Below are 14025 nucleotides of genomic sequence, written 5' to 3'. Positions count from 1 at the left end.
TTTTTCCTACTGTACCTTTGTTTCATATTAAGGCACGACTAATATGAACCCGAAACAAAAAACACTGAAAAACAACCAATTATCAGAATCAGAAAAATTCAACAAACTTAAATCTCAGTGGTATGAGTTAGCCTCGAAATATAACCCTGAAACTGAGGTTGTCGAATTTTTCTGGGATGAACTTATCAAAGCTTATTGTGCACCCAAAAGACATTATCACAATCTGTTTCATTTAGACTATATGTTTGAAGCAATAGCACCCTTTAAATACTTATTACACGATCCTGACGCTGTTTATTTCTCTATATGGTTCCATGATATGGTTTATAACTCATCTAAAAAAGACAATGAAGAACAAAGCGCACAAAGATCATCTGAAATCTTGACACAGTTGAATGCTGCTGTTGAGCTGATTATTAAAGTTAAGAGTATGATTATAGCTACGAAAGCACATATGAATTCGGAGTCAGGAGACTTTGACACCAACCTTTTGTTAGATGCAGACCTTGCTATACTTGGATCAAGCGAAGAAACTTATAAATCTTATGCAAAAGCTGTCAGAAAAGAATATGCCCAATATCCAAGTCTTTTATATAATCCAGGAAGAAAGAAGGTTCTCCAGAAATTTCTTCAGTCAGAATACATATACAAAACAGAGGAAATGAGGAATCAATTTGAAGTCCTGGCTAGAAAGAATTTATATTTTGAACTAAATAATCTATAATCATGAAAAAGGCCATATACGCTTTCTCCGGAGATCCTATAACATTTGGACACCTGGATATTATTGAAAGAGCTGCTCGTGTCTTTGATAAGCTCATTGTTGGAATAGGTGTAAATCCAGTAAAAAAATACTTGATGTCTTTGGAAGAGAGAGCTGAACTTGCTAAAACAGCTACTGCTCATATTCCAAATGTGGAAGTAATATATTTTAGAGGTCTTTTGGTTGACTATGCTTATGAGAATAATATTCCAACCATTATTAGAGGTTTGAGAAACAACGAAGACTTTTCTTTTGAGCTTATGTTGCATCAGATAGGAGAGAGTCAGAAGATGTACATTGACACTTTCTTCATACCTTCAAAGCAAGACTTAACACACATCAGCTCCGGAGCAGTGAAGGCTATTCAACTAGAACAAGGAATGATCCATGAATATGTTCCTTTAATTGTAAAGCAAAAGCTAGAGGAACGTCTTTCAGGACAATATATCATTGGTGTGACTGGAGAGATTGGCTCAGGCAAATCTTTTGTTTGCAAGACAATCCAAGAACTTGGTCAGGTTGCAGGAATTGAAGTACATATTGTTGATATTGATCACTTGGGACATGAGATACTTGAAAAACTGCAAGAGCCACTATTCAAAACACTGAGAGAGGCTATTGCCAAAGAGTTTGGAGAGACGTTATTAACTGATGAGGGCTTTATCGATACCAAAGCATTAGGAAAAATCGTATTCTCAGATATCACTAAATTAAACCATCTCAATAAACTTTTATATAAACCATTGCTTTTGAGATTGAGAAAAGCGATATATGGTAAAAAGGGAATAATACTTCTGGATAGTGCACTGATTACAGAAAGCGGGATGTCTTATTTGTGTAACAATAATGTAATCTTAATAAAAACAAACAAGGACGATCAGTTAAAGAGGTTAAAAGAGAGAAGGTATACACAAGCACAAATCGATGGTCGCTTAAATAGTCAATATAATTATGAAGCGAAACGTACTTATCTAGAAAAAGAAATCTATGATAAAAACCATGGAAAGATTACGTATCTGGACAACGTTGAAGATAACTCCTCGGAAAGCATAAAGAAGTTAACAGATATATTGTTCAATGCTTTCAAACCAGAAAAACTATTGCGATAACGTTATAGATATATTTCTGTTCTGCCTAGGTACTCCTATCCTTAGAACAGGCCAGAAGTTCAACAAATCGTAATTCATTACTGTTCTTCTAATAAAGAGTTCTTATGGAAAAGATTGAGATTGTAAAAAAATTTTATAGCTTAATGGAACAGGGGAATTTTGATGAAGCCAAAAGTTATTTATTACCAGGTTTCCAATTATTAGGTGCTCCTCCTCAGCCAATGGGAAAAGAAGAATGGATGGACTTTCAGAAAAAGATGCACATGGGTTGTCCTGATTTTAAATTTAACATCAGAGATTTATCCGAAAGAGGAAATATTGTAAATGGTGTATTACAAGCCAGTGGTACATTTACACATGAAATGCCAAGTCTATATGCGGGTAAACCTGCCATTCAGCCTACTAACAAAAAGGCCATGAATCCAAAAGAAAATTTTGCAGTAACTTTTAAAAATGACAAAATCATAATGGTCACTGTTGAAAGACTTACCAATGGGGGAATGCCTGGATTTCTTAAACAGATAGGAGCAGAAGCTCTTACCTATGCTTAGTTAGTAAAAATCCTGTTGAACAAACAGGATTTTTTTTCTTAATTCCCTCCTTTGATATTATTTTAACTTCACTAATGTTTTCAATCCCTACAACTTTAGGGGGCATCAACAATTCTTAATTTACAACAGTTTCTTTTATAAAGAACCATTGTTATGGACCAGATTAGATGGTTAAGAATTTATTGAAGAAGGAATTAGGAGAAGGCTACGAGTTACTGTATTTATAGGAGCTTTATATCTTTCTTTCAGCTATCATAAACATATTAGTAACGGGATAATCCATTAAAGATAGATTTCCATCTTCAATTTTATACAATTCAATTTTTCCCTTAAATCTATTCTCAACAATCCATGGATTTGAGAAGGCAATAGATTGTGTACTTATTTCAAATCCTGTTTTTTCCATTTCAACCTTCCACTCATTGAAAGACCAAAAGGCAAATGTTTCGTGCATTTCACTCATCCAGTTGTCTGTGTAATCCTTTTTGGTTATAAACTCCGTAGCATCTCTTAACGTAAGCTCGACTAAAGATTTACCATTGACATTTTTTTCCTTGAACTCTAGCTTATATCCCTCCTTCTTTCTAAAATCTCTCGCAAATCTTTTAAACCTTCCATAAGTAGAAAGCCCGGTGAGATACTTTGACAATTCTGTTCTTTCTGCAAACTCCAATTCAAAATCATCATTCCTTCCATCATTCACATTCAGATTCATATAAACGATCTGCTCTTTATTCTCAGGCCCTACAACATCTCTGTTGATCCATACCCCTCCGATTACCAATTCATCATAACGATTTTTAATAAACTTAATCAAGTCTTCTCTGGAGCCATAAGATTCAATCTCATGAGTAAGTGAAGAAGTAAAGATTGTGTTCATTGATCTCTGATCAAACACCAATCCGGTCACCGCATTCTTCTGTGCAAAAAATACGAAAGGATTCTGAAACTCTCCATTATTTTTTCTTTGCTGACAAATTTCAAATAAATGGCGTGAAACTTCAATTCCATAAAAATCTGATTCTCTCAAGCGTGCATCCTGACAAGCTAACTTGATCCATGAGCCCACTGCGCAGCCTATATCGCCTATTCTTCCTGGCTTTACATGAATGGCGGTATCATTGTACTTCATCTCTGCTATTTCATCCATTTGCCTCACATAAGAATTATAATCTCTTGTTGCTGTGATGTCTCCGTCTTCACCGACAATCTTATCACTGAATAATGTCCTTACCTTATCACCAACATTATAGCGCAGCCATACATTATAAGATGCCGGATGTATTTTGCTAAGGAGATACTTGTCCCTCCGCCAGTCCTCCGCTCCCTTGGCTACATGCTCTACCAGATCCCAGGGTTGATCGGTAATCATTTTCCAGGTATTAATGTCTTCCAGTTCTGCCGGTAGAATTTTATATCCCAGCTTCTGATACATTTCCATCACTGGCGTAGAGCATACAACCACCGTATTCTCATGCTTCATATCTATATGTCCATCGCTTTCATGTTTAATCCTCTTGATTGTATAGGTAGCAAAATCTTCTCTGTTGCCTACGTCTTCTATACCATAGATGTATGATGGAATATTAAGGTTATCAGAAAAACTTTCCAAAGCTATGGCCCTTAGATAGAAAGGCAATGGATTTCGTCTTGTATTGGAATGATTAGCAGAAGTCACTGCAAAAACAATTGCGCTTACCTTTGCAGAAATATTAAGTGGATTGCCATATACGTCAGCCTCTTTTTCCAGCCCAGCCTGAATGATTCTATATAAATATTTAAACTGAAAGTCTGTGAGAAGTTGGTGACGACCTGGAAAGAGAATATACATAGTAAGTAAAATATTATAGAAAAACAGCGTTAAAAATCAATTAAATATCTTTTAATTAATCCTTTGAAACTGATGCAATGTACTAATTCTATAGCAAAGCGGGTAAAATGAGAGTAATAATATAAAATAAAAAAGGTGCATTGAATTGCAATGCACCTTTGCCAATGTTATTTATAATTGATCTTTACAAATTAATCTATTTTAACAAGTTTAATACATTGATTTCCTGATTCTAAATTTAGAATCAAACTATAAACTCCAGGGATACAATCTGTATTAATTTTTCCGGTTGTTTTTCCAGACTGCACTGTCTGGCCATTTACATTTATCAAAGAATAGCTTACTTCTTCGCTTAGTCCCTCAATTTCTACAAAGTTATTGAAAGGATTAGGATAATACTTTAAGCCCGATATACTTCCGTTTGAAATGCCAGCTATGACCGGCATCTCTTTAAGAATCATAGTTCCTAAGAGTGAAGGGTTTTGCCACGCATCATCACTAATAGCTGCCCAGGAGATTTTACCATCTCGCGCTCCACCATTGTCATCATCGTTTACATGAATATCAATTCCATGTAATTGACCTACAAGTGGTGAAGCTTGAAGTGTTGACCAAGGAATTCTTACCTCAAAAACATATCCATTCGTGGTAGCTTTCATGGAATAATTTATTCCGGTAACAGATCTTCCTTCCGGATTAGAAGAGACAGTGGTACCATTCCATTTGAATGTATACTGCACATCATTGTTTCCATAAGTTGAAGGTTTGTTATTTCCTATGTCAAAAAATAACTCAATACCATCATCTTCATAGACAGGGTCGCTGTCACTGGTTTTTACATCATCTGTGATATCTGCTAAAAGGTAAAAATATTGATCATTCCATAGAACTTTGAAAGTTCCGGACAAATCAGCAGGACTTGATACTGTAGGCAGTATTACCTTGGAAATATTCTTTTCTCCGATATTACTCCATATATTATCTTCCTCCCCGTCAATGACTGGAGCTGTAGCCGTCCTGTAAACAGGAAGAAGATCTAACACATTCACCACGATGGCAGATCTTGGACTTTCACAACCTTCTGCATTTGTCTGACTTACATAATAAGTAATTGTTCCCTCGACTGAGGTAGAAGGAGTCGGAGCAACAGACGAACTCGTTCCTGCAGTCTGAGTAGTATACCATTTTAGGCTAGTTCCTGAAGCAGATAACGGTGTAGCTACCTCTGATAATCCATAAATAACAGGAGACTGAACTGATGGCGCAGCAGGAGCTGCCTTTATAGTAACTTTAATTTCTGTCCTGGCACTTTCACAACCATTTCCGGTCTGAGAAACAAAATAAGATGTGTTACCAGAAACCTGAGTAGAAGGAACTGGCGCAACAGTAGTTGCTGTCCCTCCTGCTGAAGAGGTATACCATTTAAGATTGGTACCTGAAGCACTTAAAGCTGTTGAAGCAGCGCCCTGGCAATAAGAGACTGGAGATGTCACAGTCGGAGCAGTTGTTGCCGCACCTACCGAGACTGTTATCTGAGCACGAGAACTTTCACAAGAGTTTAAAGTTTGGGTAACCCAATAATTCTGAGTTCCGGTACTTGTTGTTGTAGGTGTTGGCGCTGTTGTGGAAGAGGTTCCGTTTGTTGCAGCTAAATACCATTTTAAAGAGGTTCCTGTTGCAGTCAATTGTGCAGCAGATGCGCCCTGACAATAATTTACCTGAGAAGTTACTGCAGGAACTGCTGTTTGATTTACTGTAACAGTTATTAAAGCTCTTGGACTTTCACAATTCCCAGAAGTCTGAGATACATAATAGGATTGTGTACCTGCCGTCGATGTTGATGGTGTTGGAGCCGTTGTGGAAGAAGTTCCACCTGTTGGCAAAGTATACCATCTCAATGAAGTACCTGTTGCGGTTAAGGCAGAGGCCGTAGCACCCAGGCAATAGCTTACAGAGGAAGTTACAACCGGAGCAGAACTTTGAATAACAGTTACAGTGATTGTTGATCTTGGACTTTCACATCCACCGGATGCCTGAGAGACATAATAATTCTGAGTTCCTGCCGTCGTTGTTGAAGGAACCGGCGCAGTCGTGCTTGAAGTACCACCTGTTGATTCTGTATACCATTTTAATGAAGTACCTGTTGCAGTTAATGCAGATGCAGAAGCTCCCTGGCAATAGCTAACAGAAGAAGTTACTGCTGGTGCTAATGGTGCTTGAGATACTGTTACTGTTATACTTGCTCTTGAGCTTTCACATCCACTGGTAGTCTGTGAAACATAATATATTTTAGAGCCTGTTGTGCTTGTAGAAGGTGTAGGAGCCGTTGTGGCGGCATTACCTCCAGTTGCATCTGTATACCATTTTAATGATGTTCCTGTCGCCGTTAAAGCTGAAGCTGTCGCTCCCTGACAATAATTTACCGGAGAGGTGACAGTTGGTGCAGCTGGTTGAGAAACATTTACTGTTATGGTCGCTCTTGAACTTTCACATCCACTGGTAGTTTGGGACACATAATACATTTTAGAACCTGCTGTACTTGTAGAAGGTGTAGGAGCCGTCGTACTTGCTGTACCACCGGTCGCTTCGGTATACCATTTTAAAGATGTTCCTGTTGCAGATAAAGCAGATGCAGTTCCTCCAAGACAATAACTTAAACTTGCAGTCACTCCCGGCGCTGCAGGTAAGGCAGTTACCGTGATGGTTCTTGATGCAGAAGTAGTGACTGCATTATCATCATCATAAGCTTTTGCTGTGACCGTCAATGAACCAACCGGCGCATTTGTCCAACTGTATGAATAAGGCGAAGAAGTGACTGTAGCGATTAAGGTAGTTCCATTATAAAATTCAACTTTGCTGATCGTGCCATCCGAGTCTGTTGCATTTGCAACCAAAGAAACACTTGTGCCCTGACAAGCTGAAATATCTCCCGAAGGAGAAGTTAAAGATACCGAAGGCGAATTGTTAGTTGTTCCTCCAGCCTGGTATGGATTCCAGAAATTACCAGTCTGAACAAAAAGACCAATCATCTGAAGAATTTTTGAAAAGTAATTTGGCGCCAGGCTGTTATTTTTATTTTCAGAATACATGGCATTACAGAAATTCTGATGGTTGGTTGTATTCGAAGCTCCTAATGACATAGCTCCAACCATACCTACAAATGCTGAATTATGATATCCTGACCCACTGCCGTCATGATTCATATTATCCCCCCCCTGTACAGTGCCTGCACCACCTTTTCCTATCCATAAATCAGCCTGTCTATTAATGATCGTTTGCATTCCTGAAGATCCAAACCATATATAATTAGTTGCCTGCCTCCATGGAGCTCTGCAAGCATCAAAGCCAAACTTATCAGGTGCTGTTCCAGAACCACTGCATGAACCACTTGGAGGACCAGCAGGAGTGCACCAATTCGTTGCCAAACCGGAAGAAGAATGTGCATTATTTATGAGCAGGCCCTCTGTTTTGGCTACTACATTGTCCCAAAATGAATTATCAGCATTTCCATTTTCAGCCATAAAAACTTTAAATATCCTGGCATAACCAGGAGCCTGGTAAGAAGGATTGCGGCAAGCCGGCTTCCACATATCACCATTCTCAAAAGTTCCATCTGACTTATTGATTTCCCAATCCTTTATTGCTTTTATCAAAGCTACTGCATCAGTTTTATAATTGTGAGGAGAGGTTGAATTAGGCCACTGATAATTCGCTACTATCAATGCCATGGCAGCATCTAACTCGGCATCTGTTGCCCCATTCTGGTCAGATACGCTATTACAACCATTGATTCTCCAGTGCATAACACCATGTGAATTTCTAAACTGTTTATAATAAGCCCATAGCCTGTTAAAAAGATCTTGGTCTGCTGCATAAGCTGCCAGGAGCATACCATATCCTATTCCTTCAGAAACAGTTTTTGATTGATCATCCCATTTCACTCTTGCTTTATCGTTACCACAATTTTCTACATAATCCGTCTTCCATTGATTATATATTGAAGCTATTTCAGATGCTTTGCCATAACTTCCGGTGGAGGGAAGGTTCGCTGGCAATAAACCATATTCATAGGAGGAATTGGATCCGAATGGTTTTGTTGCACCTGATGGTGTGTTTATCTGTGCTTGACTCAAGTTAAAAGTCAAGATGATAACAGCAAAAACAGAAAAGATTTTTTCGATTTTGGGATATCTCATTTTCGATTTTTTTAATTGCAGTAGAAAGAATGAAAGATTTATACTTTTTCAAAAGCCAAATGTAACCATTAAAGTATAATTTTTACTAGAAAAACTTGAGCTTTTTCAACTCGCCGATGTATTTAACTGATAATAAATAGGATAGTTTAAATATTATTTCAAAAAAAAATGCATTGAAAAGAGTCTCTTTTTCAATGCATTAAAATAAGATTAGAAACTAACCTTTAGAAATTAAAATGATCTAAGATATTCTTTCCATCCTTTAGATATTAACTTTTGATTTGGAATAAATATCTGCATTTTGCCTTACCTCTTCAAAAGTGTATTCCTTTACAATTTTTCCATTTTCAAAAACTGTTTCTAAAATATCCCTAAATTCAGGGTATTGATCATCGTTGACAGTCTGATACCCAGATCCATCTTTAATAAGTTTTAAAACTCCGGACTTTGACTTTTTAAAAGAAGGAGCAAGCTTACCGTTTCTATCCATTTCAATAGGAGACTTCTTGACATTTCTGCCTTGACCATCAATTTCAGCGTAAGCACATTTCAATGCAAACTTCTGTGTATCTCTGTCAACCTTTTGAAGTAAGGCACCGCCCATACCCAATACAAGGTTTTCTGCTGAAATTTCATTTTGTCTTAAAGCTTCATAGATATCGATAATGGATTCATAATTGATACCATCACCCTGAATAATCCTTACTTGTGGAGGCAAAACTTTAAAACCTTTTTCATTGGTTATATAACCAAACTGTTTAAATAGGACTTCAAAAACTTTTAATAAAGTCATGACTGGATCTCCTGAATCCGGACGTATTACAAGTACCCCATCTCTTTCAAGCACTTTATGTTTCAGCTGATCTCCCCAGTATTCTTCACACGCACGAAATATGTTAAATGAGTCAGAAACACAGGCCACTATTCCGGATGGAAAAGTATCTAGAACATGACGTAATACATTTAATTCTCCTTCTTCTCCAAGCAGTGTGCATACTGAGTGTTCCGTTGCAGGTACAGACAAGCCGTAGACCTTATCAGCGCCATAATATCTTTTTGCAAAAACAGAAGCCTGAATGGTATCACTACCATTAAAATTAACCAGGTGGGCAAGCCCGCCTATGCCGCCACTTTCAACGGAACTGACACCTCTGAATCCAAAATCATTCAGGACAAAATCTATCCCCGCTTCGGCACCAGCGCTAGCTGTTGCATTATAATATTTAGTTATGATTTTCTTAATTTCTCTTGACAAAGTTGCTACTGTCAATGGATACCAAACCTGCATTAACAGGCTTTCAAGAAAATTAGAAAGCCAGAAACATTTGGGATCGGTGTTTTCTATAGTCATCAAAAGATTGTGCACCGGTACAGCGGTTCCCTCTGGAACGGCCTTTATTCTGACAGGAAGTTTACCACCATGTACGTTAAGAATATAATCAAATATGCTTCTATCAAAAACATCATTTCTTCCGAATACCTGATGCATCAATGCTTCTGCTTCATCGATACCTTCCTTGGTAATGACTTGCCCTTCAAGGTATTCTTTAATAAAATATTGCAGACCAAAAAAGACAGTCTCTTCAAATTTTCCACCCCTGCTTTCGAGGTATGAATAAATTTTAGTCGTTCCAGGATAGTAAAGTTTATGATGAGAATATTTATAAGCATCTGCTAACAATATCAGATTTTCTTTTCTTTTTAATATTGAAGGTATCATAGCTATTTGGGGGTTTATAAAATTTCTTAAAAACTTATCGCTTATACTTAAGACCAAATCCTTCTCCGAAAATAAGATGGACTCTTGCATAAGTTAAATTATTCAGAACCCTTGCTTTGTCATCCCGAAGAATGAGGGACCTGAATTTATTTGTGCCTCAAATCCTTCGCAGGGCTCAGGATGACCAAGGAAAGTTTATCCTTTTCAGTTTAAACTTTAAGCTTTTAGCTTTCCGCTTTAAGCTTATTTACTGCTTAAAACTTTACAGTATTTATTGACAAGGAATTGTAATTGAGGAAAATGCTCATCAACAATTTCATTATTTTCTATCATAGCAGTGATCTTGTTTAATTGTATCCATTGAACTTCATCTAAATCGTCTGCTCCCTCTATTTCGCCATACATATAGTTACAGCTGAACATAAGGGTAATGATTTTATCAGTCTCTTGCTTATATCTCCAGTCATTAACTTTAAAAGACTTTTCATACTGCATTGCATCCACCTCAACAGGACCGCACTCTTCATGCAATTCTCTTAATGCAGCAGACTCATAATCGTTATCAGTCGGATCAGAGAATCCACCAGGCAAACGCCATTTGCCTTCTGAATTTCTTCTTCCCAATAATATCTTGCTATTATCATCTTTAAAAAGAGCTATATCAAGAGTAGCATATACAGAAGGATATCTGTTGTAATAAGCATAAATAACCCCACATCGGAAATCCTCAGAGTCCATTACCTTGTCGCATATCTGGTCTCTAAGGCTAGTACCGCTGAAATCACTCGTCTGCGGAATTTCCTTCACTTCATTTTTACCAGAATAGTAAGGAATAAAACTATCTCTGCTTCCGTAAAGAATGCACTTTTCATTGTTAAAAGTGATTGATAACATCCCATCCAGGTTGGTTGACCATGTAGCATCATCCCTGCAATCAGCCAGTGGTAGCACTACTATTTCAGGAAACTCCTTCTTTACCATACGTTCCCTTGTATAAAAATCCAGAGGATTTTTTGTACTCCCTTTTACAGAACTAACTCCAAGGACGATCACAACCTTGTTATGTCTCTCCCGAACATAGTTGATAAGATTGAAGTGCCCTTCGTGCAGTACCGGAGTCTGAAATCTTGCTATTATTACCCCTGTTGTTTTCATAAAAAATGATATTTAAAGTATATATTTGTGTAATTATAACGCAAATTAAAAAGTTAAGTTTTACATTCACAAAACATTTTGCGTATTTTTTACATTAATTATTGAATTTCAAAGCAATTTACTGATTTACAATAAATTTAGAGTCAAAAAAATTATTTTTAAAAAGTAAAGCTTATGCATTCATTTCAAATGAAAAGCCATCTCTCTTCAACTTTTGATATTTATCACGATTAAATTTATAGAGGTTTCCAGGACGGCCGGCAGAGTTTACTGGTGCTTTTTCGTCAAGCTCCTCCACTATTCCTAGGTTCATTACTTTCTTTTTAAAATTCCTGCGATCCAGTTCTCTTCCCAGGACTGTTATGTACAATTTTTCAAGATCAGAAAAAGGAAACTTTGCAGGCAGCAGATCAAAACCTATAGGTTCATAGGTTATTTTACCTCGCAGTCTTTCCAAGGCAGTCAGGATGATGGATTTATGATCAAAAGCTAGTTTAGGTAAATGATCCATGCTGAACCAAGCAGCATCTTCAGCATCTGTACTTGCTAAGGGTTTATACGAATCAGGTTTTACCAGACCAAAATAAACCACAGAAACCACACGTGCTCTGGGATCTCTATCAGGCTTGCCAAAAGTATACAGCTGTTCCAGATAATTGATCTTAACACCAGCCTCTTCATTCAATTCCCTCATTACTGCATCCTCAAGAGATTCATTATCCTGCACAAAACCTCCCGGAAGCGCCCATTTGTGAATAAAAGGCTCTATCTTCCTTTTTATCAGAAGTACTGAAATGCCTGACTCTCTCGAATAGCCAAATAAAACAGCATCAACTGTGATATAGATCTCCTGCTTGATTTTCATTTTTATTAAATTCAAATAAACTTAGCCGTTGAAAAACATTTTTTTTAAGCATTCATCCCGATTAAATAACAAACAATTTATGAATTTTTCGCATTTGTTTTTCTTCTTATGAAGATTATACAAACCACAACGGTCCGGGAATGGTATAATTCAACTAAGATTTTTCGTTGTAAATATTTTTTTATAAATTGGAATACAGTTTTTTATGTTGATAAAAAGATTTCTCAATAGTCTAAAATCAAATCTTCCGAAAACAAAATTTTTGAAAGAGGATTTAGAAAATGGAAAAGATACGTTTGAAGAGACTGATCATCCTCCAATAAAGCCAATGGAACCAGGATTAAAGAAAGAAGCAGAATATTACGCCAATCTAGAAGTGAAATATGGTGCTGGCTTCAATGAAATTAAAGTATCTTATAAAGAACTGATCAGGAAATATCACCCTGATAAACACGTTCATTCTGAAGAGAAACGCAAAATAGCTGAGGAAATAACCAGGAAATTGAATGAGGCGTATAATTATTTTGAAAAGAAATTTAACGGAAAATATTAACCGCTAACCAATAGAATTAAATCTGATATCTTAAAATTTGTAATATGTTAAACTGGTTCAAAAGACTTTTTAAAATTGGTGAAGCTGAAGCTCACGCTGCTCTAGATAAACTTGAAAATCCAATAAATATGATTGAGCAGGGATTGCGGGATCTTCGTGAAGATTTGAACAAAGGACTGAAAAGTCTTGCTGAGGTTAAAGCTCTTGCTATAAAGGCTGAAAACGATCAAAAGGAAAAAAATAAAATTGCACTGGAATACGAACATAAAGCTGTATTACTATTGCAGAAGGCTCAGACCGGAGGACTTGATCCTTCAGAAGGAGACAGACTTGCAAGCGAAGCTTTGATGAAAAGACATTCCGCAATTTCTCAGATTGAGACATTAAGCAGTACAGTGAAGCAATACAATGATATGGCTTCAAAAATTGAGAGCAACAATAAATTGCTTAAAAGTAAAATAGACGGATGGGAAGGTGAACTAGATACTCTAAAAGCCCGTGTAAAAGTAGCTAAGAGCACTAAAGATTTTAATCAGAAACTTGCAGGACTTGATGCCAATAATACATTAAGAATGTTGGAGAAAATGAAGGACAAGATTAATCAGGAAGAGGCGCTGGCACAATCATACGGAGCAATAGCCGACAATAATAAATCAGTGGATGATCAAATCAACAAGGCATTGGAAGGCAGTCTGACACATCCATTAATTGCCGATTCACTAGCACATCTGAAGGCAAAAATTGCACTTGATTCTACAAAAAAATTAGAAAATTAATCAAATTACATAAAGGCCACTACAGGTGGCCTTCTTTCTTTCAGCTTTTCAGGCTGTTTCCTTATGAATAAAGTATTTTTCAGTCCAGGCGAAGATTGTCGTCATGCCATCATTGAACAACTCAATCAATCTATTTCTTCACTCAAAATCTGTGTCTTTACCATCAGCGACGATCTGATAACCGACATTATCATCGCCAGACATAAGTTCGGTATAAATGTCCGAATCATCACTGATAATGACAAATGTTATGACGAAGGATCGGATATTGAAAAGCTACATAGATGTGGAATTGAGATAAAGGTGGACAAGTCTCCTTATCACATGCATCACAAGTTTGCAATTATTGATAACAGGATAGCGCTTACCGGAAGTTACAACTGGACCAGAAGTGCTGCTTTATACAACCACGAAAACGTCATATTTACTTCAGATAAGGAAATAGTAAAAGGCTTTAAAGGTGAATTTGATAAGCTCTGGGAGCAGTTAGATGATTATTAAAAAAA

The 14025-nt window shown here is 36.9% G+C and carries 11 protein-coding genes; 6 read left to right on the top strand and 5 right to left on the bottom strand.

What is annotated here, in order from left to right:
* Positions 1-43: 43 nt before the first annotated feature.
* The 3 genes from K350_RS29930 (at position 44) to K350_RS0121950 (ending at position 2423) form a co-directional block, all read left to right on the top strand.
* Positions 44-724 carry an HD domain-containing protein gene (locus K350_RS29930; RefSeq protein WP_037576592.1) on the top strand — a complete coding sequence of 227 codons (681 nt, stop codon included), beginning with the start codon at positions 44-46 and terminating at the stop codon, positions 722-724.
* Between the two features lie 2 nt (positions 725-726).
* Positions 727-1872: a pantetheine-phosphate adenylyltransferase gene (coaD, locus tag K350_RS31585; RefSeq protein WP_051313484.1), complete on the top strand. Its 1146-nt coding sequence runs from the start codon at positions 727-729 to the stop codon at positions 1870-1872.
* A gap of 104 nt (positions 1873-1976) precedes the next feature.
* Positions 1977-2423 (top strand): ester cyclase, encoded by a 447-nt coding sequence (locus K350_RS0121950; protein WP_028981738.1) that lies wholly within the window; start codon positions 1977-1979, stop codon positions 2421-2423.
* Positions 2424-2655: 232 nt separating this feature from the next.
* Here the strand turns inward: K350_RS0121950 and K350_RS0121945 are convergent, their stop codons facing one another.
* The 5 genes from K350_RS0121945 to K350_RS0121925 form a co-directional block, all read right to left on the bottom strand.
* Positions 2656-4254: a class I SAM-dependent methyltransferase gene (locus K350_RS0121945; RefSeq protein WP_028981737.1), complete on the bottom strand. Its 1599-nt coding sequence runs from the start codon at positions 4252-4254 to the stop codon at positions 2656-2658.
* Positions 4255-4445: 191 nt separating this feature from the next.
* Positions 4446-8450: a glycosyl hydrolase family 8 gene (locus tag K350_RS31580; RefSeq protein WP_051313482.1), complete on the bottom strand. Its 4005-nt coding sequence runs from the start codon at positions 8448-8450 to the stop codon at positions 4446-4448.
* A gap of 262 nt (positions 8451-8712) precedes the next feature.
* Positions 8713-10170, bottom strand: a complete 1458-nt coding sequence (locus tag K350_RS29915) for a nicotinate phosphoribosyltransferase (protein ID WP_037576589.1) — start codon at positions 10168-10170, stop codon at positions 8713-8715.
* 243 nt (positions 10171-10413) lie between these two features.
* The gene (locus tag K350_RS0121930; protein ID WP_028981736.1) at positions 10414-11325 is read right to left on the bottom strand and encodes an NUDIX domain-containing protein; all 912 of its coding nucleotides are present in this window, start codon (positions 11323-11325) and stop codon (positions 10414-10416) included.
* Positions 11326-11497: 172 nt separating this feature from the next.
* A complete protein-coding gene (locus tag K350_RS0121925; protein WP_028981735.1) occupies positions 11498-12190 on the bottom strand; it encodes an NUDIX hydrolase in 693 nt (230 codons plus the stop codon).
* Between the two features lie 262 nt (positions 12191-12452).
* On the opposite strand from K350_RS0121925, the gene K350_RS0121920 reads away from it, so the two are divergent.
* From K350_RS0121920 to K350_RS29910, 3 genes are all read left to right on the top strand, one after another.
* Positions 12453-12743 carry a J domain-containing protein gene (locus K350_RS0121920; RefSeq protein WP_162144201.1) on the top strand — a complete coding sequence of 97 codons (291 nt, stop codon included), beginning with the start codon at positions 12453-12455 and terminating at the stop codon, positions 12741-12743.
* Between the two features lie 44 nt (positions 12744-12787).
* A complete protein-coding gene (locus K350_RS0121915; protein ID WP_028981733.1) occupies positions 12788-13519 on the top strand; it encodes a PspA/IM30 family protein in 732 nt (243 codons plus the stop codon).
* 63 nt (positions 13520-13582) lie between these two features.
* The gene (locus tag K350_RS29910) at positions 13583-14020 is read left to right on the top strand and encodes a phospholipase D-like domain-containing protein (RefSeq protein ID WP_051313480.1); all 438 of its coding nucleotides are present in this window, start codon (positions 13583-13585) and stop codon (positions 14018-14020) included.
* The last annotated feature ends 5 nt before the right edge of the window (positions 14021-14025 follow it).

It is taken from the genome of Sporocytophaga myxococcoides DSM 11118 (assembly GCF_000426725.1).
Lineage (GTDB): Bacteria > Bacteroidota > Bacteroidia > Cytophagales > Cytophagaceae > Sporocytophaga > Sporocytophaga myxococcoides.
Note: the sequence above shows the minus strand (reverse complement) of the source record. Positions and strands in the feature narration are given on the sequence as shown.